Origin of the sequence: Paenibacillus sp. FSL R10-2748, from assembly GCF_038005565.1 — a bacterium.
In the GTDB taxonomy this organism is placed as follows: Bacteria; Bacillota; Bacilli; order Paenibacillales; family Paenibacillaceae; genus Paenibacillus; species Paenibacillus polymyxa_B.
Genome location: NZ_JBBOTK010000001.1, coordinates 630,619 through 657,449, shown reverse-complemented (window position 1 = coordinate 657,449; position 26,831 = coordinate 630,619). Strand labels below are relative to the sequence as shown.

Below are 26,831 nucleotides of genomic sequence, written 5' to 3'. Positions count from 1 at the left end.
TAAACGGGTGTCGCATGAGTATGGAAAAGGTTTCAGGATTTTGACCAATGCGCCTTTAACAGGTAAACAGGAGATGAAGTTATTTATGGGACAACGCTTGCTGGTTATTGAGGATGAACCAACGCTTGCCAGATTGCTATCCTACAATTTGATACAAGAAGGCTTCGAAGTGGACACGGAGGATCATGGCAGTGCCGGGTTTGAGAAAGCCTCCAGAGAGTCCTACGATTTGATCCTGCTGGATTTGATGTTGCCGGGAATGAACGGACTGGACATTCTGAGCAGACTTCGCCATCAGGGGCTGACGACGCCTATCATTATTTTAACGGCCAAAAACGGTGAAGCAGAGGTTGTTCAAGGGCTGAAGTCGGGTGCGGATGATTATATCACGAAGCCTTTTGGCGTTTCTGAGCTGTTGGCCCGCGTGACGGCTGTGCTGCGAAGAACTTCCGGCGGGGATGAAGGAGTGTTGTCTGATCAGAAAGATAGCTCCAAAATTCAATTGGGCGAGCTGGAGATTTACCCCGAAAAATATGAAGTCATTCTTGGAGGTCAGTCCATCAGCCTCAGACCAAAGGAATTTGAGGTACTTCTTTATTTGTCCCGCAAGCCGGGTGTGGTATTGACCCGAGATGATCTGATGAATGCTGTTTGGGGTTTTGACTACATTGGCGGTCAACGGACCGTGGATGTGCACGTCAGTTCCTTACGTAAAAAGCTGGAGCTAGATCCCGACTCGGTTCATATTGATTCGATCCGTGGAGTGGGGTACAAGCTGGTTGTAAATAAAAAAAGAAGCGCTTCTCATTTATTATAAATGAGGAGCGTTTTTCTTTATCTATGGCAGTGTCCGGCGACTTTTGTGTCCATTTCGTGATTTTACATTTCATTAACAAAACTGATCGCTAGAATCAACAAATGACCGATATGATGTTCCCGTCACTCCAAGTAGTTAAAAAAAGGGGACTTCAGAACGATGATAACGGAACCAAAGACCCAGCCGAGTTCCACTGCCGTGATTGAACGTGAAGCATACAAGCCGATTACTACCTATGTGCCATGCCGGGAGGTTCCGATCATTGGTACGGACATGTCTTGTAAAGAACTGTTAGCACTTATGAAAACACAGGAAGATATACCTTGTGTTATTGTTGTGGATAAAAATGATCTTCCACTGGGCATTATTATGAGAGATGCGTACAATCGCCATTTTACGGGCAGATTTGCTGCGGCGTTGTTCTATGACAAGCCTGCAGCCATATTTGCCGACCCCGATACATTAATTGTGGATTTAAAAAGCCGGGCATCGGACATTGTGGAATTGGCGATGTTGCGTGAAGAACAGCGTTTTTACGATTGTGTGTTGATTAAGGAAGGCACACGATTACTCGGCGTACTCACGATTCGTGATATCCTGTCCGTCGTGCAGCGAATGCAAAGAGAAGCGGACGAAGAGCGGGGCGATGTGATTCGGCATAGCTATGACGGAGTCCAGCGTATTCAGCTGACTGTGCTGGATGCAGCTAAAGAGGCCGATGACAGTGTGCGGCTAACCCGCTCAATGAGTGAATTATCCCGCCGTGGCAAAGTAGAATTGGAGGATGTTTTGCTCTCCTATCGTGCGGTCACGGAGCAAATGAAGCGCCAGCATGAGCAGATGACGGCGTTGACCCAATCGCTGAATGACATTGCGGGCATGGCCTCATCCATTCGTGCACTGGCAGATCAAAGCGGACTGCTGGCGATCAATGCGTCCATTGAAGCGGCGCATGCTGGCGAACACGGACGAGGCTTCCAGATTGTGTCTCAGGAGGTGCGGAATATGTCACTCCAGACGAAAGCTTTTTCCACGCAGATTACAGGCTTACTCACCCATATCGAGCAGATGCTGCGTGACACTGCTGAACTGACGGATACGAGTATGCAGCAGATTCATACAGGCTCTCAATATATTTCTGCTGGAACACAAACTTTTGCCAAACTATTGCAGGCTGTCGATGAAATTGAAGCCAAAAACAGCGAAATGTCCCATTCCGCAGAGAAAGCGGCTTTGAATGCAGCCGAAATTGCACAGGAGCTTGAGCTCATGCTAAGTTCTTGATCATTTTACATACCGTTAACAAATCCACCACACTAAATTTACACACAGCTTATATAATCTTCATATTGTGCAAATCAGGTGCAATGCTTGAGGATCATAACTGCAACACGAAGGAGATCATAAATCCATGAATGATTCCGTAATCCGGATTGATAAGCTGAATTTATATTATGAGAAATTTCACGCGCTGAAACATATAAACCTCGATATTCCTGAAAAAACGGTAACTGCCTTTATCGGCCCGTCCGGCTGCGGCAAATCGACCCTGCTGCGTACGCTGAACCGGATGAATGACATGATACCGGGAACGCGTATTGAAGGCACCGTGAGTATCGCAGGTCAGGATATATACGGCGATACTATGGAAGTAGAAACTCTGCGTAAGCAGGTGGGAATGGTTTTTCAACAGCCTAACCCATTTCCCAAATCGATTTATGATAACGTAGCCTACGGCCCACGTCTGCATGGAGTTCGGCAAAAGGACAAGTTGGACGAATTGGTCGAGCAAAGCCTGCGGCAGGCGGCACTCTGGGAAGAGGTCAAGGACTTTCTGAAGCGTTCAGCTCTGAGCTTGTCCGGTGGACAACAGCAGCGGTTGTGCATTGCCCGGGCGCTTGCCGTACAGCCAGATATTTTACTGATGGACGAGGCGACATCTGCGCTAGATCCGATCTCCACGATGAAAATTGAAGAACTGGTTCAGGAATTGCGAGACACATATACCATCGTCATGGTGACGCATAACATGCATCAGGCAGCGCGTGTGTCCGGTCGAACTGCGTTCTTTTTAAATGGTGTTGTGGTGGAAGCGGCGGATACAGAGACGATGTTTTCCACGCCGCAAGATTCACGTACAGAAGATTATATTTCAGGGCGATTTGGCTAAAGCCTACCAGATGAATATGCCAGAAGGGGTGACTTCGAAATGATACGTAGAAAAGGTTTTGATGAAGGGTTAGATGAGCTGAGAGCCGTACTGCGCGAAATGGGTGCACACGTTTCGAAGGCGCTCGATCAGGCCATTGAATGTTTGCAGACCAAAAATATAGAATTGGCTCAGCAGGTGGTCAAAAATGATGCATCCCTCAATACGCTGGAAGAGAATATTCTCGATATGGGTTCCAAGCTCATTATTACCCAGCAACCGGTAGCGAAGGATTTGCGCCGGATCATTGTTGCATTTAAAATTTCCAGTGATCTGGAACGAATGGGCGATTTGGCACTTGATATTGCCAAGGTGACACTTCGTTTGGAAGGGCAGCAGATCATTAAGCCTCTGGTGGATATTCCGCACATGGCTTCCATTGTTAAAGAAATGATAGATGATGCGATCAAATCCTATTTGGATGAAAATACAGATCTGGCCTACAAAATGGCCAAAGAGGATGATCGTGTGGATTCCATGTATAGCCACATGATCAGCGATCTGTACGCCTTTATGGTAGAAAAGCCGGCAGAGGCTTCACAAGCCATGCTGCAACTGCTTGTAGGACGATACATTGAACGAATTGGTGACCATGCTACGAATATCGGTGAAAGTACTGTATATCTCGTGACAGGGGAGAGACCAGATTTGAACCAGTAGAGCTTTCAGGTATATAGCGGTTGTTTCTGACCCAGACTTGTCTTTGAGCAAAAGGCAAATTTGGTTAGGAAGCAGCCGTTTTTTTCTGAAAAAGGAGTCTTGTATGTTAAGATAGGAAGAGGAATGCGTAAAACGTAAGAACGTTACGAATGCATTGATGAACTTGCGAGGTGCTAAATGGATAAACTCATGCTTATAGATGGTAACAGTATCATTTACCGGGCGTTTTTTGCTATGCCACCGTTAACGAATTCGAGCGGGCAGCAGACGAACGCGGTGTACGGATTTACGACGATGTTATTGCGGCTCTTGGAGGAGCACAAACCAACACATATTCTGGTTGCCTTCGATGCCGGCAAAATAACGTTTCGCCATAAAGGATACGAGGATTACAAAGGTGGACGGGAGAAAACACCGCCAGAGCTGTCTCAGCAATTTCCGTTGCTGAAAGAGCTATTGACCGCTTTCGGCATTGCCCAGTTTGAACTGGATGGCTATGAGGCGGACGATATTATAGGCACCCTGTCCAAGACAGCGGACGAAGCCGGTTTTAATGTGCTGGTCGTGACTGGGGACAAGGATATGCTCCAATTGGCCTCAGACCATGTCACAGTCGGCTTGACCCGCAAAGGGGTTACTGAGGTGGAGACGTATGGACCTGAGCAAATTCAGGAACGATATGGCCTGAAGCCGCTGCAAATTATTGATCTTAAGGGTCTGATGGGCGATACGTCGGACAATATTCCTGGTATTCCCGGCGTGGGAGAAAAAACAGCGCTCAAGCTGCTGCATCAATACGGTTCAGTCGAAGAAGTGCTGGCGCACACGAATGAGCTGAAGGGCAAAATGAAAGAACGTGTAGAGACACATGCTGATGATGCGCGAATGAGCAAAGATTTGGCGACCATTTATCGGGATGTAACGTTGGACAAGCAGCTGGAAGATGTGGCCTTCGGCGGGCTGCAAGCAGAAACGGCCGGGCCAGCTCTGGCGAAGCTGGAGTTCAAGTCCTTGCTGGAGCGTTTATCCTTTTCAGGTGAGGTTGGAAGTACTGGGGTAGACGTAGAGGAAGCCGCGGCTGACGTAACAGTGCTGGATGAGCAGCGGATTAGCGAATTGGTAGAAGTGTTGGATCGTGTGGATGTGCTGCATGTTGAGACGCATGGTGATAATCCGCATCATGCTGACATTGTAGGTCTGATATTTGCCGCAACGGGACAGCAATTTTTTATGACACTGGATGCACTGCAAAGCGATGCAGCTACACCTATTCGCGCATGGCTTGCTGACCCTGAACGCAAAAAACGCGGTCATGATCTGCATCGAACGGATTTGGCTTTACACTGGCATGGAATTGAGTTTGCAGGTGCCGAGTTTGATGTGCAACTGGCAGGGTACTTGCTGGACCCAACCGATGCAAACCAGACATTGAGCGGATTGGCAGCCAAATATGGCTTGTCTTCGATCCGTCCAGACGAAGAAGTGTTCGGCAAAGGAGCTAAATATAAAGTCCCTGACGTGGATGTACTGTCCGATCATGTGGCGCGTAAGGCAGCGGTGATTGAAGCTTTGGTGCCTGTGCAGCAGGCGGAGCTGGAAAAAACGGAAATGCACAAGCTGTTTCATGAGCTGGAGATGCCGTTGTCCCGCATTTTGGCGGATATGGAGAAGCAGGGCATCTTGGTGAACGTAGAAGAACTACGCGCCTTGGGGAAAGAATTTGAAGCCCAGATTGCAACGTTGGTGGGTGAAATCTACAGCATTGCCGGAGTAGAGTTCAATCTGAATTCACCTAAACAGCTGGGTGAGATTTTGTTTGATAAACTGGGTTTGCCTGTCATTAAAAAGACGAAAACGGGGTACTCGACCGATGCGGAGGTATTGGAAAAGCTGGCCCCCTATCATGATATTGTGCAAAATATTTTGCAGTACCGCACTATTGCCAAACTCCAATCGACGTATGTCGAAGGATTGCTGAAAGAAATTTCGGAGAAAACGGGTAAGGTGCATACGTATTTCCGGCAGACGGTTGCAGCAACTGGACGCTTGAGCAGTCAATTTCCGAATTTGCAAAACATTCCGATTCGTCTTGAAGAGGGTCGTAAAATCCGCAAAGTGTTTGTTCCGTCCGAACCGGGCTGGTCTATTTTGGCGGCAGACTACTCACAGATTGAGCTGCGGGTGCTAGCTGATATTTCGGATGATGAACGTTTGAAGGAAGCCTTTGTCCACGATATGGACATCCATACCAAGACCGCATCCGATGTGTTTGGTGTAGCAGCGGAAGATGTGGACTCCAACATGCGGCGTTCTGCGAAGGCAGTCAACTTTGGGATTGTCTATGGAATCAGTGATTATGGTCTGTCACAAAATTTGAATATTACGCGGAAGGAAGCGGCTCGCTTTATCGACCAGTATTTTGATGTGTTCCAAGGCGTTCGCCGTTACATGGATGATATTGTGAAGGATGCGAAGCGGGACGGCTACGTAAAAACGCTGTTGGAACGCAGACGCTATTTGCCGGAGATTAACGCCAGCAATTTCAACCTGCGTTCATTCGCTGAGCGTACAGCGATGAATACGCCGATTCAAGGTACCGCTGCCGATATTATCAAGTTGGCGATGGTACAGATGGATAAGGCGCTACGTGAACGTAATCTTCGCAGCAGAATGCTGCTCCAAGTACATGATGAGCTTGTGTTCGAGGTTCCGCCTGAGGAAATGGAGACGATGAAAGAGCTTGTCCCGGCTACCATGGAAGCTGCATTAAAGCTGGCTGTGCCGCTCAAAGCCGAAGTAAGCTATGGAAGCAATTGGTATGAGGCCAAGTAAGATATTTCAATGAGTAGATAGTCCCAATTTGACGCTGCTTCCGTTATAATATAGGGTGAGGTGAAGACATCATGCCGGAATTACCGGAAGTAGAAACAATTAAACGAACGCTAAACGAGCTTATCGTTGATAAACATATAGATCATGTCACCGTGAATTTACCGCGGATCATTCAACGGCCCGATGATATCCATGCTTTTGCGATGGAATTGGCCGATCACCGGATTACAGGGGTGGAAAGACGCGGAAAGTTTCTGCGGATTTTGCTGGACGGGCTGGTGTTGGTCTCCCATCTTCGAATGGAAGGGCGATATGGATTGTATTCGCAACATGATCCTGTGGAAAAGCATACCCATGTCATCTTTCATTTTAAAGATGGTACGGAGCTGCGTTATCAGGATGTGCGCCAGTTTGGCACGATGCACTTATTTCCGGCAGGACAGGATTTGCTGGAAAAGCCGCTGAACAAGCTTGGTTTGGAACCGATGGACGAGGCCTTTACACCCGAAATGCTGCGTGTCGCTGTTGGAACTCGTTCGACTTCGATCAAGGCAGCGCTGTTAAACCAGTCATATGTGGTGGGCATTGGGAATATTTATGTAGATGAATCGTTGTTTAAGGCGGGGATTCATCCAGCACAGCCAGCCAAAAGCCTAACGGATAGCCAATTTCATGTCTTGCATGAAGCTATTGTCTCCACGCTGGGTGCGTCGATTCAGGTTGGAGGCTCGTCCATTAAATCGTTCGTTAATGGACAGGGCAAAACGGGCGACTTCCAGCATCAATTGCAAATCTATGGACGTAACGCGAAGCCTTGCATTAACTGTGGCACATTGATCGAAAAATCTGTCGTAGCCGGACGTGGCACACATCATTGTCCGGTCTGCCAGCCTCTGCGCTAAACAGGCACAGTCACCCCAAGCCCATCCCTCTCATATATTGTTCCAAGTACCAATACTGCGGAGGGTTTCGGTTGTTATAAGGCCCTGCCTTCGCAATGGGAGGGAATTGGAGTGGCTAATCATTGGGGAGCCCTGCTGTTACTGGCATTTGCGCTAAGTTTGGACAGTTTCGGAGTCGGTGTTACATATGGTCTGCGCAAAATGAAAATTCCACTGTTGTCGATTGCTATCATCTCCGTATGTTCAGGTTTGGTGATTGGCATATCCATGCAATTGGGCGCATTACTATCTCGTGTCCTGTCTCCTGTATATACGACCGTTTTCGGCGCTGTCATCCTGATCTGTATCGGCTGTTACTCTTTGTTTCAAGCTCTGCACCGCAAAGAGGATTCGCTAGAGGATTCAGCGGAGGCCTCTCGGGGGCTGCTTCTTACAGAACAGACTGATCCAGTGAGCAGATCTGTTCTTGGAGAGAAGAAGAGTATAGAGGATGCTGATACAGAGGCTTTCCTTAGCTCAAGAAAAGATCTGTCGGCAGAAGCTTCTGTAGAGCAGCAGGAGCGAACGCTATTTTCTCTGGAGTTCCGCAAATGGGGACTTGTTATTCGGATTCTTCGAAGCCCGTCTGCTGCGGATATGGACCGTTCTGGCAGTATATCTGCTACCGAAGCGGTTTGGCTGGGTATTGCATTATCGGTCGATGCGTTCGGAGCGGGATTAGGGGCAGCTATGCTTGGTTTTCAGCCACTGTCTACTGCGCTGGCTATTACGTTATTCAGTGGAACATTTTTGATTGCAGGGATGAAAGCAGGCTTCTTTCTATCAGCATTTCGATTTATGAAGGCGCTGGGTGTATTGCCGGCATTATTACTGATTATGATGGGCATATTGAAGCTGTTATGAGGTGAAAGAGCATGAATATCGGATTAACCGGAGGTATTGCTACCGGAAAAAGCACCGTGTCGGCTCTTTTGGTCGCCAAAGGTGCGCTGCTGATCGACGCAGATGCCATTGCCCGGGAAGTGATGCTTCCGGGGCATCCGGTGCTGGCGGCGGTCATACAGCATTTTGGACAAGCTATAGTGAACAGTGACGGAACCCTGCACCGCAAAAAACTGGGTGATATTGTATTCGGAGACCCTGCCCAGCGGCAGGCACTTAACGATATTACACATCCTGCTATTCGTGAGGAAATGCGACTGCGTATGGAAGCATATGAACGGGAACAGCCGGACAAGCTTGTTTTGGCAGATATCCCGTTAATGTACGAGTCCGGGCTGGAGAGCTTGTACGAGGAAATTATGGTTGTGTACGTACCACGTGATATTCAGCTCCAGCGTCTGATGCTCAGAGACGGTCTGACGGAGGAACAAGCTGGACTTCGGCTGTCCGCACAAATGGATATTGAACAAAAGAAAAACTTGGCCGATATCGTTATCGATAATAGCGGAACACAGTCTGAGACGAAACGACAAATTGATCAATTTTGGCAGCGGAAGGGACTTGCATGAATATTTTGCGAAAGAAAAGAGTCCTGCTCACTTTGTTTGTCGGGTTTGTCCTGATTCTGTTCCTCAATTCAAATTGGATGTCCTGGTTCTATCCGATTCAATATAAGGATGAGATTCGGCAGTATTCACAAACGTATGAAGTGGACCCATTTTTGGTGGCGTCTATTATCCGCGTAGAAACCAATTTTAAAACCAGTAAGCAATCGCATAAGGGTGCACTGGGGTTGATGCAGATTATGCCGAATACAGCAAATTGGATTATGGACAGCGCCCAGATTCAAAAGGTTCCGCTAGACAGTGTCAAGCACGAGCCTGGTACCAATATAGAGCTGGGAACCTGGTATTTGCATAACCTATCCATGAAGTTTCAGGATAATCCTGTAGCAATCGTAGCTGCTTACAATGCAGGGCCGGGTAAAGTTCAAGAGTGGCTCGATAAGGGAGTGTGGGATGGAAAAGAAGAGTCCATTAAGCAAATCCCTTTTGGTGAGACACGACATTATGTACAGCGGGTCATTTATTACTACAGGCAATACACGAAAATTTATAATGATTTTTAAAAGACAAGTTAATGACATGATGAGCCTTTTCGCTTTAAAATGAAAAAAAGCGCAGGACAGGCTGTTTTTAGCAGCCCGTCCATACACTTTTTCTTGTTATTTCTGCATTATTACCGCGATTATTGGTATTGACCTGCCAATTGTTGTTCGGCGATCGTTACGAGGCGTTTTGTGATGTAGCCCCCGATCGAACCGTTCTCATAGGAAGTCATGTTACCTTGGTATCCATCTTGAGGAATGCTGATACCCAGCTCTTGAGCGATCTCATATTTCATTTGCTCCAGAGCGCCGGAGGATCTGCTGACTACCAGATTGTTGGAGTTGCCATTGTTTCCTTGTGCCATTGTTGTTCACCTCCTCGCGATGTGGTAAACATATTATGATCCGTTTTGACAAAATTATTACTAAAAATCTTCGGGAATTTATTGGAAAAAGAAAGTGGTGAGATTATGAAATGTCCGTATTGTGCCTACAATGGCACGAAAGTGTTGGATTCGCGACCTGCGAATGATAACAAGTCCATCCGTCGCCGCCGTGAATGTGAGCAGTGTGCCAGGCGTTTTACCACCTTTGAAATGGTGGAGGAAACCCCACTCATGGTCATCAAAAAAGACGGCAGCCGTGAAGAGTTTAGTCGTGATAAAATGCTGCGCGGTCTCATTCGAGCCTGTGAGAAGCGCCCAGTATCCGTCGAGCAATTGGATATGATCGTATCCCAGGTGGAGAACGCTATCCGCAACACAGCAGCCACAGAAGTCGATAGTCAGCAGATCGGGGAGCTGGTCATGGAACAGCTTTACCCAGTGGATGAAGTCGCCTACGTACGTTTTGCGTCCGTCTATCGTCAGTTTAAAGACATCAATATGTTTATGAAGGAACTGAAAACATTGTTATCTAAAGATACAGCCAGCGACTGATCGCTGACTGTATCTTTCTTGGGTCAAGGTGGGAAGATGATTATATTTTTTTTATAAAAGTATTGACACAGGAATAAAAATTTTATATGATATAGAAGTCGCTTGAAACGTTGATTAACTTACTTATGATGGGGCCTTAGCTCAGCTGGGAGAGCGCATCGCTGGCAGCGATGAGGTCAGGGGTTCGATCCCCCTAGGCTCCACCAAACTTTTATTATGGACTCTTAGCTCAGTTGGTAGAGCAGTTGACTCTTAATCAATTGGTCCAGGGTTCGAGTCCCTGAGAGTCCATCCTTTTAGAAAAAACGGCAGAGATGCCGTTTTTTTGTTGTTTATAGATCTATTCCCAGTCTAACCGAGAACAGTTATGGGGTTTTCATTAGCATTTTTTCATTAGCATATCAAAAGAAGTATGGCAAAAAAGAACATCATTGTTTAACGCTGACTGACATAATCGGAAAGGGATTTGAGATACTCACCATTCACCAATTTTCTTGGGGCGAATACGGCTGTTAAGAAAGTTAGAGATTTTGAACGCGCGATTTTTTCATCCATCATGGAATGGTCGGCTTCAGGTAAATGAATCACGGACAGCAGTTCTGGAGGTATTTTCTGGCGATAGACTCGCTCGGTATCCTTTACATCAACATTAATATCTTTGCCAGCCAGAACCAAGAGTACAGGAGAATGGAAGTGACTTAATTCTTCGGTGGAATCAGACAGAAAATTTTTGCCTATAAAGCTCCATCTTTCTTTGGAAATCATATCGTCAGGATCGGCTATGCCTAGATATTCTTCATAAGAAGCATGTTTTTTCAGTAACTGTAGAACTTCTTGATCGTAGTTCAATGTCTTTTGAATTTCTTGCGGAGTAGCTCCTTCTTGTTCCATTTCTTTTCTGGTATTAAATTGTCCTTGGGAAATCCAGTTCACGGCAGGCGATACAAGGATGCTGAATGCAATATCATGCTCCTCTTTAACGATCTTCGGAATGACCCATCCTGCTTGACTGGCTCCCCATAGGCCGATTTTTTGCTTATCAATCATCGGTAAGCTTCTTGCCCAGTCTATTGCATATCGGATCTCCTGTGCGCGGTCCTCCATGCTTTGGTCGAGCCAATTGCCAGGAGCGCTGTTAATACCGGGCTTATTCAGTGACAGGGAGGCATAACCCTTGGAAGCGAACTTTTCCCACAGTGGTTTGTATCCATCATCATATGTGTCATTAATAGGACCATCCCCATGGACAAAAACAACCAATCCAACCTTTCCCGAGTAGTTCTTAGGCAAAGCTAATGTACCTGTTAACAGCCCTTTAGGTGTCTTAATTTGTATTTTTTCTTCTGTCATCTTGTAGGAATTTTGATATAGAACAATTAGTATCAAGGCAACAGCCAGAGCTGCCGCAATACCAAAAGTAAGCTTGAATGTTTTTTTCAACGATGCTCTCTCCTCGAATGCAGGTTCTCTTTCCAACTCATCAGATACCATACAGGCTCCTTGAACCAAAAATGCCGTAACTCATTATACTTGGATTGTTCTACTTCAAACGCCAGTTTGTGATACAAACGGATAGCCCCTTGGTTCTTATGCGCTACATGAAGCGTCAATGCATGAAACCCAGATTCAACCGTAAATTGCTGTGCGAAAGCTAGAAGACGGCGTCCTATTCCCTGGTTACGATGACTTGAACGAATCGCCAAATGATCAATGTAACACTCATTTGCAGCGGGGGTATACTCCAGCGCATGCATACCTGTCAAAAATTTAAATACATTGAAGCAACCAAACTGTTTTAGGAGCGGAGCTAAAGAAATGGGATTTGTTTCAGGAAGTGAAGAGGAGGGGGCCTTCCATTTGAGGGAAAGAACACCGACAACATCTTCGTTCTCTTTGGCTACAAATTGTTTCATAGATGAAGAATAAGGATTTTGAACCCAAACCTGCATTAACAACTTCTGTATATCTTGCTCCTCCAGTGTAACAAGAGATTGGAATTTTGCTTTAAACGATTCGACTAAAAGACTGCAAACAGCTTCATGGTCTTGTTTCTGGTATGCAACAATGTCAAAGGATTTTGCACTCATTTAACGCCCTCCAAGATTTATTCTACTTTAACCTGAATTTCGTATTGCAGCTTGTTGTTGTCGAACATCGAAAGATAAGATTTTTCTACTAGAACAATCTTGCTTTGGCAGTTATATTGGTGATGAGCTACATATCGTTCCATTTGTTTAATTTCATAATCAATCTCTGGTTCTTCAATGACGGAAAGATGCTTATAAAGATAGTTGCCCTCTTCCAGAATATAGTCAGCCACATCCGCCGTTTCATAACATAGCTTCGCCTGTCCAGCATCAGACAAGTAATGCAGGTCATTTTCAAATAATCGAGGTGGGGCAGGGCGGTGTTCAAATAGGTTACCGGCAGTGAGCTCTTGACCATTCTCCAATGCAAACCATAGCTTTAAATGACGGGGACCTAATCGTTTGACCTGATACTCATCGTCCTGCTGGGTCCGATTATTATGTTCTTCTAACACTTTGTGAATAAACTGTTCATGCATCTTCAAGTTAGCTATTTCGGCCTGTACCTTCTGCAACGAATGCTCTAAAAGCTGGTTATAGTCATCGGCAGCATAGGAAGTCATACATTCTTGAATCTGATCGACAGGGACATTTAATTTGCGTAATAATAAAATATGCGAAAGCTGATAAATCTCATGAAGCCCGTACATTCGATATTGATTTTCTTCTGTATGTGATGGATACAGGACTCCCTTTTCTTCAAAATAACGCAGTTGATGTACAGATACATTCATGAGCTGAGCAAGCTGGCTGATCGTAATGTGTTCTTTCAATGGTAGGACTCCTTACTGATAGTTGAATAACTCCACTATAAACCTTAGGTCAGACCTAGGGTCAATAGAAAATATCAAATCAAATCTTGGATAGGCGTATGTGTCGAGCATTTGATGCCCACACCAAGGGGGAGACTGGAGAGTTTACCTGTCGGTGATAACCCGTTATAATCATAAGATTAGTGAGCATAAACAAGATGCTCCGGATGAAGGTTAGAATGGGGAAATCATGTTGAAAACTTTTAAAAAGGTATACATTGAGATAACGAGCATTTGCAATCTCGCATGCAGTTTTTGTCCTCAAACACAGCGTGTCAAAAAATTTATTGATCCGGAAGTCTTTCGAAATGTGCTTGATCAGGTCAAACCACATACGGATTACATCTATTTGCATGTAAAAGGAGAGCCGTTGCTCCATCCGAAAATTGATCTTTTGCTGGAAAGTGCTCATGAGAAAGGCTTGAAGGTCAATATAACCACCAATGGTACCTTGCTGCCGAAGACCGGACATAAGCTGCTTGGGCAACCAGCGCTGCGTCAGATGAACTTCTCTCTCCACAGTTTTGACGGGCATGAAGGCTCCGTGGATCGAGAAGGATATTTGGGTAATATTTTCACGTTTGTAAGAGAAGCGGTGAAACACAATGTCATTATTTCGTTCCGTCTCTGGAACTTGACTGAAGATAATTTGACTAATGTGCAGCGTCAGCGCAACCGGGAAACACTTGAACGACTGGAGCAAGAATTTGGACTGGACTATCGGATTGAGGAAAAGGTGATACCAGGCAGTGGGGTCAAAATCGCACCAAACGTTTATTTGAATCAAGACCATGAATTTGAATGGCCGAGCCTCAGTGCCCCCGAAGATGACGGAAAAGGCTTTTGCCATGCACTCCGTAGCCAAGCGGCGGTATTGGTGGATGGAACGGTGGTCCCTTGCTGTCTGGATGGAGAAGGTGTCATTAATTTAGGTAACGTGCATGAGCAATCTTTTTCCGACATTGTGGAAGGGGAGCGTGCAAACCGTCTGTACTTCGGGTTCTCTAAGAGAGAAGCGGTAGAAGAGTTATGCCGAAAATGCGGGTACCGCAAACGATTTGGAACATAACGGAGATTTGGCAGGTGGAGACTTCGAATCTCTGACAAATCGTTACCTCCGTTTTGAGTTTAGATTCTTAGGAAAAATCCGCTAAACATCAAGGATTTCTTGGTGTTTAGCGGATTTTTTGCATACGTAAAACATACTTACATTCAACTATTAACCAGCGCTTTGGCATACTGTTTGCCTGCCGAGAGAAGGCTGTCACTCAGTTTAGGATCATTAACAGAACGTGCAAGCACAAGAGAACCAACCATACTACTGAACAATGCACTGCCCTTGGACTGATCCATTCCCCCCAAATTGGAGATAAACGTAATCATTCTTTCCAACTCCTGCGTGAATATCTGCCGGATTTCTTCGGAAGAACGGGCTATTTCTACGGAAAGGGCAGGAATAATACAGCCTATTTCTGTTCGATCACGGTGATGGGTGCTTAAATAGTAATCGATGACAACATTAATTTTAGGATCTTGCTTTTCTTGGTCAACGGCCTCCTGAAGCAGTGCGAGGGTATCACTGACGGCATAGCGACAGGCTTCGGCGACTAGCTGTTCTTTGTTATCAAAGTGTGAATAAAACCCGCCGTGAGTTAATCCTGCCCCTTTCATAATAAAGGGCACACTTACATCTTGAATACCGTTGGCACGGAAAGCTTGGGCAGCACTTTCAACGATCTTACTCCGCACTTTCATCTTATGGCCTTTTGGATAAGGCATTGTAATCACTCCACGGGTTTATAATGCTAACTTCAAAATATTATAATCATCATAATAAAACGTGTCAATTTGTCTTCCTATAACGACAACTTCAGAAAGGCTGATCAAGACTATTGACGCTTTTAAAATATGATGATTATAATATATTATAATCATCATATTTTAAATCATGCCATTTTAACAGGAGGTATTAGTTATGAGCAAGCTTGAATCTGTAGAAACACTGGTCATTGGATCAGGGCCAGGAGGTTATGTGGCAGCATTGCGTTCTTCTCAGCTTGGAATGAAAACGGCGATTGTTGAACGCAGTCAGCTAGGTGGAGTGTGCACGAATGTGGGCTGCATTCCATCCAAAGCTTTGATTGCCGAAGCACATCGCTATGAGATACTCAGGCAGGTAAATCAGGCAGATGCAGCGATGTCATTCGTGAATGCTCAGGCTCTCAAACAGGGGATTGTGAATAAGCAGGCAGGCGGAGTTGGCTTTTTAATGAAAACGGCAGGTGTGAGCATTCTGGAAGGGGAGGCGAGTTTGGTTGATGGGCATACAGCCATCATCAATCAAAATGGAGCGGAACAAACGATATCCTTTAAGTATGCCATATTGGCAACCGGCTCCCGTCCAATCGAGCTGAAATCATTTCCGTTTGGCGGACGTATTTTGTCCTCTACAGAGGCGCTTTCGCTTCCAGCGGTTCCGTCCAGCCTGATCGTGATAGGTGGTGGATATATTGGCGTTGAGCTTGGACAAATGTATGCCAAATTTGGAACAAAGGTAATGATTCTGGAGGGAGGGGAACGGGTGCTGCCGGGATTTGAGACGGACCTTGTGGCCCCTGTTGTTAAGCAATTGAAAACAGATGGTGTAAGCATCGTAACTGGGGCGATAGCCGAAAAAGTCGTGCAGAATACGGATACTATTACGCTGCATTATTCAAAAGATCAAGAGCAGCATCATGTCACCGCTGAGTTTGTATTAGTTACTGTAGGCAGAAAACCGAATACGGATGGCAGATTAGGATTGGAGCACGTTGGCTTGCCACTCACGAGCAGGGGGTTGATCGAGACAGACGAGCAGTGTAGAACGGCTATTCCGCATATTTTTGCCATCGGGGATATTACGGAGGGTCCAGCCCTTGCCCATAAGGCTTCCTATGAAGCGAAGATTGCGGCAGAAGCGATTGCAGGTCAAGCTGCTAAAGTGGATTATAAAGCCATGCCGTTGGTTGTCTTTTCTGAACCAGAGCTGGCTAGTGTTGGCCTAAGTGAAACAGAAGCAAAGGAAAAAGCCTTACCGATTGTCATTGGCAGAGCTTCCTTTGCAATTAACGGCAGAGCATTGGCGCTAAGGGCAGCAGAGGGGTACATCAAAATCGTAGCAAAGCAGGGGTCGGGGATCGTACTGGGGGCGCAAATCGTCGGCGTCGAAGCTTCAACACTCATTTCCGAGCTTGCTCTGGCTATAGAGATGGGAGCAACCGTAGAAGACTTAGCTCTAACCATTCATCCCCATCCTACATTGGGAGAAGTAATCATGGAGGCTGCGGAGAATGCGATCAGAAAAATGGACCGTCCAAAGTAGAGGCTCCGTATGAAATCACTTCATTGCCTGTGAGAATAATTATCAACTATAATATATTATAGTTTGAATATGAGTGTGAGCAGGTACGTGGATGGTTTAGATCGGGGGCTGAACAAAAGCAATGAAGTTGAATGATCACATTTTGCTGTGGAATCATGTTTTTATACAGGTGATGGATGTTCGTCATAAGAAGATCGAAGAAGGGGAGGAGCTACGAACCTATCGACTTCCTGCCAGTGCGTTCTTGTATGCCGTTCGTGGAAACGCACGGGTACGGTTGGATAACAGTATTCACAGGGTAGAGCGTTTCCATGTACTGCATGGCGGAAAAGGAATGTGCCTGAGTATCCTCGCGGAAGAGGTGCTTGAATATTACATCATTTTGTACAAGGCAACGTTGGCCCTGCCTAGCCGCAAAGAGATTGCACAATTGCTGGAAAAGGAAAATCCTTTTCAGAACCAGTATGCTTTCGCACCTCATTACCCACTGCCTCTGTACGATAAAGTGAAGCTGTTGGAGCAAGAATGGCGTGAAGCTTCCGGACTTGGCAAACTGCATGTCAAAGCCTTATTTCAACAATTTGTATATGAGTTGTTGCAGCAGTTGTATCGGCAGGGCATTGAGCCTCTTAAGCCCGACCTGGTATCGCAGGCTGTAGCCTATATTCGTGAGCATTTTAGCCGGCCTATGGCACTTGAGTCCATTGCAGAGGAGCTAGAATGCAGTACCGGACATTTATCCAGGTTGTTCAAAAATAAAATGCATACCAGTCCGATTCATTACTTGGGCCAAGTAAGAGCAGATCGAGCGGCAGAACTGCTAATGCAGACGGACGCCACTTTGCAGGAGATCGCAGAGCGTGTGGGATATCCAGATGCCCATTCTTTAAGTCGCAGCTTCAAGAAATATAAGGGACTATCTCCCGTACGATTCAAAAAGGAACGGGAGCATCATGCTCAGAAGCAAGATCAAGATATGCCCCAAACGATGCTTAAATATGCCCTTCAGCGGACATCTTTCGCACGTTATACTGATATTGATTATCAATATCGGTATAACGCGGAAGGAGATTTGTTTATGCACGGAAGAGTCAAAATAACGGCCATGATGATTATGCTGTGTTTATCATTGATGCTGGGAGCTTGCTCGGCTCCGACGAATACAAATGGAAGCTCGCAAACGAAGGCTAATCATACAGCGACATCATCCAACAGCGATGGACAAGCGGCAGTGCAAGCACAGACAAGAACGGTTAAGACATTAAAAGGCGATGTGGAAGTACCTGCAAACCCGAAACGAGTGGCATCGGATCAGTATATGGGTCATCTTTTGAAGCTGGGGATTATTCCGGTGGGGGTCAGAAGTTTTATGCTGAATGAGGCTTGGATTGATCAATCGGGATATCCCAAAGAGAAATTGGCCGGAATCAAGGATCTCGGTGAATTTCCTATGGATTTGGAGGAACTGACCGTTCTGCAACCGGATTTAATTATCGGTTCAATCGAAAAGAACATCGACAGCTACCAAAAGGTAGGAACGACTGTGTTCCTGCCGTATTGGGAAGGCGAATCTACAGCGGGACCACTGGATAAATTCCGCAGAATTAGCGAAATCTTTGGCAAGCAGAAAGAAGCCGAGCAGTGGATTACTGAATATGAGAAGAAAGCTGCAGAGGCCAGAACGAAAATTCAAGGTATCGTTAAAGAAGGAGAGACGGTTTCAATTGTACAAGTCGCCAATAAATCGATATATGTTTTGGCAGCAAAAGGCGGCAATTACGGAAGTCCGACCATTTATCAGATGCTAAAGCTGCCACCTACCAAAAAGGCATTGAACATGAAAGAAGGATTTGAAAATATTTCGCTTGAGGTTTTACCCGAGCATATGGGAGATCACATCTTTGTATACGGTTCAGAAGATGAAGGGGCTAATCAGATTCTGCATAGTGAGCTATGGAAAGGCCTTCCGGCTGTAAAAAAAGGACAGGTTTATATGTACGGTTCATTCAGCGATAAAGGGGATGAGTTTGTGATGGAAGACCCTTATTCATTGGAGCTTCAATTGGATACCATAGTTAATCTCTTATTAGCCCACAAAAAATAAAGCTGAATACAGCTATAAAAATCGAAAATACGTTACCGATGAAACACTTGATTCATAGACAAAAAAACTGCTAAAACGAGGGTAAACCTCTGTGTTTAGCAGTTTTTTTGTCGTAATTCAACAGAGGCACTCACCTCAGTCGCTTATTGTAGTCGTCACCACGCCATTAATGACTGCCGTTCGCTGCAACGTCCCCGTTTACAAAAAACAGTGACTATTCTCACAAAAAACGACATCTTCCGACACTGGAATGCCATATTATAGTAAGTGTTGATAGGCTATAATCGTAGCAGTGAAAACGGATTGTCACAAAAATTTATTAGAGTCAGGATTGGTGGTTCAAATAATGAAGCTGGCAACAAAATTAACTTGGATGATGCTCATCATACTGCTTCTCGTAGGCTCCTCCATTGGATACTTCGGATATCGTACCGCTTACCATCAAGTGGATGAAGCTGCTGGGATCGAGCTGGTGGGTTGCGCCAATATTACGACTGGCCTTATAGATCCTGCGGATATATCGGCTCTGGTCAGTGGAGATAACAGCAAACTTGCTGCCATTGAAGACCGGATTGGCTGGATTGTAGCACATAAGCCTATTTTTAAGGAGGCTTTTATTATCTCTTTGGATGGAAAAATTTTGGCCGCCGATGCCAACTTTAAGCAAAGAGGCTATCAAGCTGGCGATTCCTTCTATTTTACAGACGAAGACAAAGAAATGATAACTACCATGAAGCATTCAGCATATTCCAAGGTTTATACATATGAAGGAACCTCGCTCAAAACTGGATACGGCCCCATTTATCAGGACCATGATCCCACCAAGCCCATTGTTGCACTGATGGCCATCAATTTTGACGGCTCGTTAATTCAGGAACGGACGTTGGATATTATTGTTCAGCCCTTTATTATTGGCGGCTCCATTTTCATGGTGGCTATCCTTGTTGTTTACCTGTTGATTCGCCATATGGTAAGTCCGCTTACCAAGCTGTCAGCCTCTGTGAACACCATTACCAAGGGCGACCTTACCCATGAACCGCTTCTCTTCAAAAACAAGGATGAAATCGGGACGCTGGCCCGCGACTTCAACGATATGACAATGAACCTGCGCAACCTGATTACCCAGGTCAATGACACCTCTATGCTGGTCGCTTCTTCCTCTCAAGAGCTGTCTGCCAGCGCACAGGCAACGAACCGTGCTGGAGAGCATAGCGTGAATGTTACGATTGAGTTGGCTGATGGGGCGCATACCCAATTGCAAAACCTGGAAGGAAGCTATAAAGCTATTCAGGATATGTCCCGCTTCATCAGCGATATTGCTGGCAATGCGGACATCGCAATGAACAAGGCCGCGGATAATGTCCAGAAAGCACGCCTTGGCCGGGAATCAATGGATTCCACCACCTCCCAAATGGGAGTTGTCAGCGAAAGCATCGGCGATCTCTCAAGCATTATTCATACGCTTGGCAGCCACTCCAAGGAGATTGAGAACATTGTCGGCACCATTGCCAGCATCGCCGAGGAGACCAACTTGCTGTCTTTGAATGCAGCGATAGAAGCTGCGCGCGCCGGAGAAGAAGGTCAGGGCTTTGCCGTTGTCGCTGGCTCTGTCCGCAAATTGGCCGAACGTTCTGCCAATTCTGCCACACAAATCAGCGAACTGATCAGTCTGATTATCGCCCAAATGGACAAGGCAGGAGAAACTATGAAGCGTTCCACGAACGAAATGATGCAGGGCAAGGAGTTGATCATATCAGCCGGGCGCTCCTTCTCCGAGATTGAAGTCTCCATCTCCGACATGTCTTCCCAAAGCGAGCAAATATCAGCCACAGTTCGGGATCTGGCGCTGATCTCTGAAGAGCTCGTTGAAGCCATTCAGAATACCGTAATGGTCTCTAACCATACGGTTAAAGGGGCGGAGTCCCTGTCCGCCTCTTCGGAGCAACAGCTTGCTGCCATGCAAGAAGTGGAATCCTCCGCAGCGCTCCTCTCATCACTGGCCGAGAAGCTTCAGGTGCTTGTGGAGAACTTCAAAATTTAAATATTCGAGGTTCAAAGAGAAATAAACCGCTAAAGACGAGGGTAAACCCTGTGTTTGGCGGTTTTTTATAGTAATTTTACGAAGGCATTCTCTCAGTCGCTTATGGTAGTCGTTACTGTGACATTGTTGACAGAGGTTGAGGAAGCACTAGAGTTGAAATTAACAACCTCAACGACTACTGTTGCACCAACAATCAGGCCTGTATTTATAATTAGATTTGTAGCAGAAAGCGTTGTTAAGCCGCCTCGCTGCAACGTCCCATTTACAAATACATTGTAGTATCCACTACTGGTCGGAACAACAAGACTGTTTGCCGCGACTGAAGTACCACTATCATTTGTGAAATTTTGTGCCGGGATAGTGGTCACTCCACCTAATATATTACCAAGCACGACAATAGCTGTGTAACGATTAACTACTGGAGTGACATTGATACTTGTTGTAATAGCAATGTTTCCAGATACGATACTGTCTGCTTCCAGATAGATTCGAATAATAGACATAGGAATTCCTCCATTCCTAATATTCCAGATAAATATTATAGTTTATGTGAATATTCTAGTATGGATTGGATGGGGAGGAGTCTTCCAATTATTTCTCTTTGTTCAAGCTTCTTTGGGCCCGGGTTACTATTCGCTTCGTTTCTTTGGTATCCGAAATCATCAGCCATGCATTACAAACTTGAAGAACCCATTCTGGGTTGGTTTTGCTGGCGTCATTCAACCAATTACCAACGGAGTCCTGGACATATTTGGCCGGATCGGACTGAACAGCCTCCAAGAGAGGAAGAGCCAGCTCGGGATGTTCTTTTAGTTCAGGGATGTGCTTGGCCCAAACGCCTTGTGGCCGGATTAATTCAATGGCAAAACGACGTATGTTAGCATCCTCATCTCGCACCCAACTGTCTAACAGGGCAAGCCCTTCAAGCAGTTGCAAGGATATGGATTCTCTCACGGCCATCCAGGCTATTTCACGTACTCCGAAATGGGAATCGGCTGCAAAGGGGCGAATGCCAGCCAATTTTTCCTTTACACTTAAACGGGGATCAATCCCGATGATGTAGGCAGCCCAGCAGCGAATGCTGTCTGAAAGATGGGAGGCCATCGCATCAAAGATGCGAATACGTTCTTCTATCGCTTGTTGCTCAAACACATGAAGCCACGCTCGCGCGATTGCGGGTATCATTTTCATGATCTTCTTTTCCTTCAGCTGATTCAATTCGGTCATGAAGACATCGGATGATCGCTGCAAGCCAAATTCATCAAGAGTATTTTGCAATAGTACAACATGATCGACAGCCAGCCATTCGGTGAGATTCACCGTCTCAAGCCGCCCCTGCTGTAGCAGCTGAAGCACATCATTAGGAATATCTGACCCTTTGCGGGCCCCTTTTCGGTGTAACATTTCATTCACTCCATATCGTAAATTGTCTGATAGGTATACGATACTTTTTTGGGTAGGAGTATAGATGTAATGTAGTTTACAACTTCATTAGCTTTTCGCGATGGATGTAAATCGTCTTAAAGCCGGTTTTAATGACCTTTTCTTTGACAAGCTCCTGAAGAGCAGTTGTTACAGCCTCACGGGTGGCCCCGACCAGATTCGCAATTTCCTGATGGGAGAGAGGAAAATTGATTTTGCAATACTCTTCACGGCTTTGGAGGGCGAACTGATCGGACAATTTCAGAAGAACATACAAAATTTTATCCTGTAAATTTCCCAAAGCTAAATGCTGGGCCAGACTGCTCATTCCTGAGATTCGGTCACTTAACACCTTGATCATGTTCATCATGAACCGGGGATGTTCTATTAAAAAATGCTCGAATCGGTCTTTGTCCATCCGGCAGATATCGCATTCTTCTATCGTTTCTATATACATATCCCTTGTCCCCAGTGAAATCATATCCATTTCACCAAATACATTTCCTTCGCTGAGGATATCCAAAGTAAATTGCTTTCCGTCAGCGTTTAGCTTATACAGACGTACTTTTCCCTTTTTCACAAAATAAAGTCCCTCGGAAAAGGTCTCTGGGGTTTGTATAAAGTTTTTTTTCGCTATAGTCGTAATGGAGGTCATTTGGTCCATTTCAATTAAATCTTCTAATGAGAGACTATGAAGCAAATTAAATTGGGACAGGTATTGAATGCTATTCATATGTTCTCCTTTTCGTTGCACAGGGTATACAGAATCATAATACAATTATAGCTTCTCTGAGGTATTTTGACCTCTATTACTCACTTGTTTGCGCTAGAGTGAATAATGAATTTTGGGGAATCTGTCGGATTTATGTAAAGGGGAGGTTGGTATAAAATAGATATGCATGTTTGATAGTAGATACATAAAGAGTGAGGTAATAACGATGATTAAATTAAAAGATGTAGGCAATTTCGAGGTTCTTCCTGAGATAGCGATGCATATCGTTCAAGGCAATATATCCGCTTTACGCCAAGCTCTGACCGAAGGCTGGGATATAGAACAAGGGATCGTACTCAGTAAATATACGACATTAAGTCCATTGGATATTACACTCATCACTGAGCAAATGGAAGTCTTGAAGCTACTGGTCGATGAGGGGGTTCAACTTAATGTGAAGGATAATCCCGCATTCCTGACGGCTGTTCGCTATGGTACCGAAGAGATTGTCCGTTATGTGGTCGCCCATGGCGCGAAGCTGGACGGGAAAAATCATGTCAAATCCGGTGCCTATGAGCAAGCCTACTACGGTAACAAAAGCAATATGCTGCTTATCCATGAGCTGGGCCTCGATATGAAGCAGCATGCTGGAGCAACACTCCGCAACGCAGTTAGTAAGCATGACCTGAAAACAGTAGCATTACTATTGGAACATGGCGTAGATATTAATTTCAATGCCCCTAATATGGTATATCCTTATAAAGCCACGCCTTTGACAGTGGCGGCACGCAACAATGATTTTGCGATGGTGAAGTATTTGGTTCAGCAAGGCGCTGATGTGACGCTGGCAGAAAAAGATGGAGAACGGGCATATACAATTGCACTAAGTAATAAAAACGTAGAAATGGCTGAGTATTTAAAGTCTGTAGAGCCTCCAGCATTTCATAATCTGGAAAATAAACGACATGCTTTGAAAAGCTACAAGCTTCCAAAGGAGATTGTTGCCTTTCTGATGGGGGATCAGCTCCGTGTGGACCTGCCAGAAAATGATCTTGATATTCAATTTGTTGAGTTCTTCTCATTCATAGATACGGTTGAGATGAAGGTAGGTCGGCAAAAGCTGTTGCGTCTGTCTCTAAAAGTAGATAATTACTCGGATATTATATTGGTGTGGAATCCGAGGCAGAAGTGCCTGGGTTATTATGACGAGGAGCATCAGGAATATGCGGATGTGTGCAGCTTTGCCGAGTTTCTTGCACAGCCGGAAGATTATCTGGAGAAGATTATTGAGGGGGAATATTTATCATAACGAGGTGAGCCATGAATGCGGTATGCACGCAGTCATGGCTCTTGTTATTTTAAAATACAGCGCTAGTGTACACAGATGCCTAATGCTCATCAGGAATGGTTACGTATGAGCTGAATGAGATTTAGGGTAGCGGTAGATAGGGGTTCGTTCTTGCGGGTACAGATGGCGATTGAATTGAGAAGCTGGATGTCTTCTACATATACCCGGCACAGCTCGCCGCGTTCTACATATTCACGCACGACCAGTGAGAACACAAAGTTGGCACCATATCCGGCAATAACCGCGGTAATCGCCTCATGCAGCCCTGTGAAGTTTAGGGTGACTTGGGGGGGCGGGGGCACTTCGCTTCTCGCATCCTGGCACCGTTATTATCGGTGATAATGTTATCCGTGAAGGAGAAGTAATTCAAGCTTATAGCACAGACCCTCGGGTGCAGGGAGTAAGAAAGTTTTATGATATGCTGGCTGAAGAATCAAGAATTACAGCTACAGCTATCCAAACCGTGGGGAGCAAGGGGTATGACGGTTTCGTCATTGGAATCGTTAAGGGCTGAACGCTAAGCGTCTCGATTGGCTAAACACAAAGGGGATCAGTCCTCGTGTTTAGCTTTTTTCTGAGTAGAGAAGATGGGGACGAATTGTGCGCATAATGGTAAAATAGTACTGATGGAAGCCTTAGAACGTTTTTGAACGTTTACTGCTGAATTCCTATGTAAGAAGAATGAATTTACATAAAAGTAGATGGATTTTCTTTAAAATGTAAACGCAATCATAATGATTGGATCAGGAATTCACCATTTTGTAAAAAAATGAATTAGAAATGAATTTTTTTGAATCTTTTTGAAGAAAAATGATTGTTTTTTGTCAAGTTTGTGGTACGATATGAACAGTTGGGGGAATGATGATGCTGACGGAAGAAAGATACAAGTTAATAATACAGCGCTTACAAGAATGTGGTGTTGTAAAGTTGCAAGAATTGGCTGATCTGTTGGGAGCTTCTGAGTCAACGATTCGGCGTGATTTGATAGATCTTGAGGGCCGTCAGTTGCTCAAGCGGATTCATGGCGGGGCAACCTTGCTGAATCAGAAAAGTCAGGAACCTGGCATGGAAGAAAAAACATTCAAAAACGTTCAAGAAAAAAATGCAGTGGCCCGTATAGCAGCCAAAGAAATTTTGGATGGCGAATGTATTTATCTGGATGCGGGAACAACAACGATGGCGATGATTCCTTACATTGAAGCTAAAGACGTGACGGTCGTGACGAATGGACTATCCCACGTAGAAGCACTGGTAAGCAAAAGAATCAGAAGCTATCTACTGGGAGGGATGATGAAAATTCATACCAAAGCCGTAATCGGGAGTATTGCCCTACAAAATTTGGACAATTTTCGATTCGACAAGTGCTTTCTAGGAACGAACGGGGTGGATATGGAAATGGGGTATACAACTCCTGATCCCGAAGAGGCGCTGATCAAGCGGCGTGCCCACCAGTTGTCTGGCAAAACGTATGTGTTAGCCGATTCCAGCAAAATTGGAGAAGTAACCTTCGCCAAACTGTTCGAGCTCAAGGAAGCTATACTTATTACCGAATCGATGCCAGAACGGTCACGCCGATCCATCGCTCAGAAAACTAAGATAATCGAGGGATAACAATGATATATACAGTAACGCTGAACCCTTCCATTGATTATATCGTGGAAGTTGATGATTTGAAGCTTGGTGATTTGAACCGGATGAAACGTGATTTAAAACTGCCCGGTGGTAAGGGAATTAATGTATCACGTGTACTGAACCAGTTGGGAGCAGATAGCACGGCGATTGGTTTTCTCGGAGGATTCACAGGCAGGTTTATCGACGATACATTGCGGGAAGAATCCATTAAAACTGATTTTGTAATTATCGAAGATGACACACGGATTAACATTAAGCTCAAGCATGGCGATGAAACGGAAATTAACGGTTTGGGACCTGCGATTCGTGAGCAAGAGGCCGATGCGTTGGTGCAAAAGCTGGCGGGACTCCAGAAAAATGACATTGTCGTCTTGTCGGGAAGTATCCCGCCGTCACTTGGAGGAGACTTCTATGATCGGCTGATTAGCGTATGCCAGCAAACTGGAGCTGAATTCGTCATCGACACCACAGGTGAGGCGCTGATGAAGGCACTGGTTCATAAACCGCTGCTCATCAAGCCGAATCACCATGAGCTGGCTGAGTTGTTTGGCGTAACGATTCATTCAAAGGAGGAGATCGTCACTTACGGTCGTAAGCTGCTGGAAGCAGGTGCAAAAAATGTACTGATTTCCATGGCAGGAGAAGGGGCTTTGTTCATTACGGCAGATGAAGTGTATCACGCAAATGTACCAGCAGGAACGGTGAAAAATTCTGTAGGCGCAGGTGATTCAATGATTGCTGGATTCGTGGGTACGCTGGCTCTTCATGGCGATCCGATCGAAGCATTCCGTGCAGGAGTGGCATCCGGAAGCGCAACTGCGTTCTCCGATGATCTGGCTACTAGAGAGAAGATTGAACAATTACGGCCGCAAGTCACGATTTCAAAACGGTAATCCAGCTGCAT

General features: G+C 45.4%; 25 protein-coding genes, 2 tRNA genes and 2 pseudogenes. 20 read left to right on the top strand and 9 right to left on the bottom strand.

Going from position 1 to position 26,831, the window contains the following annotated elements; genetic code table 11:
* Positions 1 to 85 precede the first annotated feature (85 nt).
* The 9 genes from NSS66_RS03105 (at position 86) to NSS66_RS03065 (ending at position 9,491) form a co-directional block, all read left to right on the top strand.
* Positions 86 to 817 (top strand): response regulator transcription factor, encoded by a 732-nt coding sequence (locus NSS66_RS03105; RefSeq protein WP_013309604.1) that lies wholly within the window; start codon positions 86 to 88, stop codon positions 815 to 817.
* A 159-nt stretch (positions 818 to 976) separates the two neighbouring features.
* Positions 977 to 2,101: a methyl-accepting chemotaxis protein gene (locus NSS66_RS03100; RefSeq protein ID WP_075154007.1), complete on the top strand. Its 1,125-nt coding sequence runs from the start codon at positions 977 to 979 to the stop codon at positions 2,099 to 2,101.
* A 127-nt stretch (positions 2,102 to 2,228) separates the two neighbouring features.
* Positions 2,229 to 2,987, top strand: a complete 759-nt coding sequence (pstB, locus tag NSS66_RS03095; RefSeq protein WP_023987922.1) for a phosphate ABC transporter ATP-binding protein PstB — start codon at positions 2,229 to 2,231, stop codon at positions 2,985 to 2,987.
* 39 nt (positions 2,988 to 3,026) lie between these two features.
* Entirely contained in the window at positions 3,027 to 3,686 is a 660-nt protein-coding gene (gene phoU / locus NSS66_RS03090; protein ID WP_023987923.1) for a phosphate signaling complex protein PhoU, read from the top strand.
* A gap of 177 nt (positions 3,687 to 3,863) precedes the next feature.
* Complete coding sequence (gene polA, locus NSS66_RS03085; protein WP_340958443.1) at positions 3,864 to 6,518, top strand: DNA polymerase I; 2,655 nt, start codon at positions 3,864 to 3,866, stop codon at positions 6,516 to 6,518.
* A gap of 71 nt (positions 6,519 to 6,589) precedes the next feature.
* Entirely contained in the window at positions 6,590 to 7,420 is an 831-nt protein-coding gene (mutM, locus tag NSS66_RS03080) for a DNA-formamidopyrimidine glycosylase (protein ID WP_023987925.1), read from the top strand.
* A 111-nt stretch (positions 7,421 to 7,531) separates the two neighbouring features.
* Positions 7,532 to 8,323 carry an MntP/YtaF family protein gene (locus NSS66_RS03075; RefSeq protein WP_075154009.1) on the top strand — a complete coding sequence of 264 codons (792 nt, stop codon included), beginning with the start codon at positions 7,532 to 7,534 and terminating at the stop codon, positions 8,321 to 8,323.
* 11 nt (positions 8,324 to 8,334) lie between these two features.
* Positions 8,335 to 8,931 (top strand): dephospho-CoA kinase, encoded by a 597-nt coding sequence (gene coaE / locus NSS66_RS03070; protein ID WP_075154010.1) that lies wholly within the window; start codon positions 8,335 to 8,337, stop codon positions 8,929 to 8,931.
* Positions 8,928 to 9,491 carry a lytic transglycosylase domain-containing protein gene (locus NSS66_RS03065; protein WP_023987928.1) on the top strand — a complete coding sequence of 188 codons (564 nt, stop codon included), beginning with the start codon at positions 8,928 to 8,930 and terminating at the stop codon, positions 9,489 to 9,491. The genes coaE and NSS66_RS03065 overlap by 4 nt, the downstream gene beginning before the upstream one ends.
* Positions 9,492 to 9,610: 119 nt before the next feature.
* Here the strand turns inward: NSS66_RS03065 and NSS66_RS03060 are convergent, their stop codons facing one another.
* A complete protein-coding gene (locus NSS66_RS03060; protein ID WP_013309613.1) occupies positions 9,611 to 9,835 on the bottom strand; it encodes an alpha/beta-type small acid-soluble spore protein in 225 nt (74 codons plus the stop codon).
* Between the two features lie 105 nt (positions 9,836 to 9,940).
* On the opposite strand from NSS66_RS03060, the gene nrdR reads away from it, so the two are divergent.
* The 3 genes from nrdR (at position 9,941) to NSS66_RS03045 (ending at position 10,699) form a co-directional block, all read left to right on the top strand.
* Positions 9,941 to 10,408 carry a transcriptional regulator NrdR gene (gene nrdR, locus NSS66_RS03055; protein WP_013309614.1) on the top strand — a complete coding sequence of 156 codons (468 nt, stop codon included), beginning with the start codon at positions 9,941 to 9,943 and terminating at the stop codon, positions 10,406 to 10,408.
* Positions 10,409 to 10,538: 130 nt separating this feature from the next.
* Positions 10,539 to 10,614 (top strand) — tRNA-Ala (locus tag NSS66_RS03050).
* A gap of 12 nt (positions 10,615 to 10,626) precedes the next feature.
* Positions 10,627 to 10,699, top strand: a tRNA-Lys gene (locus NSS66_RS03045).
* 144 nt (positions 10,700 to 10,843) lie between these two features.
* On the opposite strand, the gene NSS66_RS03040 is transcribed toward NSS66_RS03045, so the two are convergent.
* Genes NSS66_RS03040 through NSS66_RS03030 form a run of 3 tightly spaced genes read right to left on the bottom strand, consistent with a single transcriptional unit; the run spans position 10,844 to position 13,268 of the window.
* Positions 10,844 to 11,848, bottom strand: coding sequence for an alpha/beta hydrolase family protein (locus NSS66_RS03040; protein WP_053325102.1), 1,005 nt, complete (start codon positions 11,846 to 11,848; stop codon positions 10,844 to 10,846).
* Positions 11,845 to 12,495, bottom strand: coding sequence for a GNAT family N-acetyltransferase (locus tag NSS66_RS03035; protein WP_340958440.1), 651 nt, complete (start codon positions 12,493 to 12,495; stop codon positions 11,845 to 11,847). Before NSS66_RS03035 ends, NSS66_RS03040 begins: the two co-directional genes overlap by 4 nt.
* Positions 12,496 to 12,512: 17 nt before the next feature.
* The gene (locus NSS66_RS03030; protein ID WP_028542888.1) at positions 12,513 to 13,268 is read right to left on the bottom strand and encodes a helix-turn-helix domain-containing protein; all 756 of its coding nucleotides are present in this window, start codon (positions 13,266 to 13,268) and stop codon (positions 12,513 to 12,515) included.
* 229 nt (positions 13,269 to 13,497) lie between these two features.
* On the opposite strand from NSS66_RS03030, the gene NSS66_RS03025 reads away from it, so the two are divergent.
* Positions 13,498 to 14,376, top strand: coding sequence for a radical SAM/SPASM domain-containing protein (locus tag NSS66_RS03025; protein WP_025719701.1), 879 nt, complete (start codon positions 13,498 to 13,500; stop codon positions 14,374 to 14,376).
* 143 nt (positions 14,377 to 14,519) lie between these two features.
* Here NSS66_RS03025 and NSS66_RS03020 read toward each other — a convergent pair whose 3' ends face one another.
* On the bottom strand, positions 14,520 to 15,086 hold the full coding sequence (locus tag NSS66_RS03020) for a TetR/AcrR family transcriptional regulator (protein WP_023987933.1): 567 nt from the start codon (positions 15,084 to 15,086) through the stop codon (positions 14,520 to 14,522).
* Between the two features lie 196 nt (positions 15,087 to 15,282).
* On the opposite strand from NSS66_RS03020, the gene lpdA reads away from it, so the two are divergent.
* The 3 genes from lpdA to NSS66_RS03005 all read left to right on the top strand — a co-directional run bounded on the left by lpdA (position 15,283) and on the right by NSS66_RS03005 (position 20,813).
* Positions 15,283 to 16,668: a dihydrolipoyl dehydrogenase gene (lpdA, locus tag NSS66_RS03015; protein ID WP_028542886.1), complete on the top strand. Its 1,386-nt coding sequence runs from the start codon at positions 15,283 to 15,285 to the stop codon at positions 16,666 to 16,668.
* Positions 16,669 to 16,789: 121 nt separating this feature from the next.
* Positions 16,790 to 18,772 carry an AraC family transcriptional regulator gene (locus tag NSS66_RS03010; RefSeq protein WP_034095007.1) on the top strand — a complete coding sequence of 661 codons (1,983 nt, stop codon included), beginning with the start codon at positions 16,790 to 16,792 and terminating at the stop codon, positions 18,770 to 18,772.
* A gap of 346 nt (positions 18,773 to 19,118) precedes the next feature.
* A complete protein-coding gene (locus NSS66_RS03005; protein ID WP_023987936.1) occupies positions 19,119 to 20,813 on the top strand; it encodes a methyl-accepting chemotaxis protein in 1,695 nt (564 codons plus the stop codon).
* Between the two features lie 92 nt (positions 20,814 to 20,905).
* Here NSS66_RS03005 and NSS66_RS03000 read toward each other — a convergent pair whose 3' ends face one another.
* The 3 genes from NSS66_RS03000 to NSS66_RS02990 form a co-directional block, all read right to left on the bottom strand.
* Positions 20,906 to 21,316 (bottom strand): DUF4183 domain-containing protein, encoded by a 411-nt coding sequence (locus NSS66_RS03000; protein ID WP_023987937.1) that lies wholly within the window; start codon positions 21,314 to 21,316, stop codon positions 20,906 to 20,908.
* 88 nt (positions 21,317 to 21,404) lie between these two features.
* Entirely contained in the window at positions 21,405 to 22,217 is an 813-nt protein-coding gene (locus tag NSS66_RS02995; RefSeq protein WP_028542884.1) for a DNA alkylation repair protein, read from the bottom strand.
* Positions 22,218 to 22,293: 76 nt separating this feature from the next.
* Complete coding sequence (locus tag NSS66_RS02990; RefSeq protein ID WP_028542883.1) at positions 22,294 to 22,968, bottom strand: Crp/Fnr family transcriptional regulator; 675 nt, start codon at positions 22,966 to 22,968, stop codon at positions 22,294 to 22,296.
* Between the two features lie 205 nt (positions 22,969 to 23,173).
* On the opposite strand from NSS66_RS02990, the gene NSS66_RS02985 reads away from it, so the two are divergent.
* Positions 23,174 to 24,256 carry an ankyrin repeat domain-containing protein gene (locus NSS66_RS02985; protein WP_071558954.1) on the top strand — a complete coding sequence of 361 codons (1,083 nt, stop codon included), beginning with the start codon at positions 23,174 to 23,176 and terminating at the stop codon, positions 24,254 to 24,256.
* Positions 24,257 to 24,345: 89 nt separating this feature from the next.
* Here NSS66_RS02985 and NSS66_RS02980 read toward each other — a convergent pair.
* Positions 24,346 to 24,591: pseudogene (locus tag NSS66_RS02980) on the bottom strand (LysR substrate-binding domain-containing protein); the annotation flags it as partial.
* A 2-nt stretch (positions 24,592 to 24,593) separates the two neighbouring features.
* Here NSS66_RS02980 and NSS66_RS02975 point away from each other — a divergent pair.
* From NSS66_RS02975 to pfkB, 3 genes and pseudogenes are all read left to right on the top strand, one after another.
* Positions 24,594 to 24,809 (top strand): annotated as a pseudogene (locus NSS66_RS02975) (methyltransferase); the annotation flags it as partial.
* Positions 24,810 to 25,159: 350 nt separating this feature from the next.
* Entirely contained in the window at positions 25,160 to 25,906 is a 747-nt protein-coding gene (locus NSS66_RS02970) for a DeoR/GlpR family DNA-binding transcription regulator (protein WP_023987941.1), read from the top strand.
* Positions 25,907 to 25,908: 2 nt separating this feature from the next.
* A complete protein-coding gene (gene pfkB / locus NSS66_RS02965; protein WP_023987942.1) occupies positions 25,909 to 26,820 on the top strand; it encodes a 1-phosphofructokinase in 912 nt (303 codons plus the stop codon).
* Positions 26,821 to 26,831 lie beyond the last annotated feature (11 nt).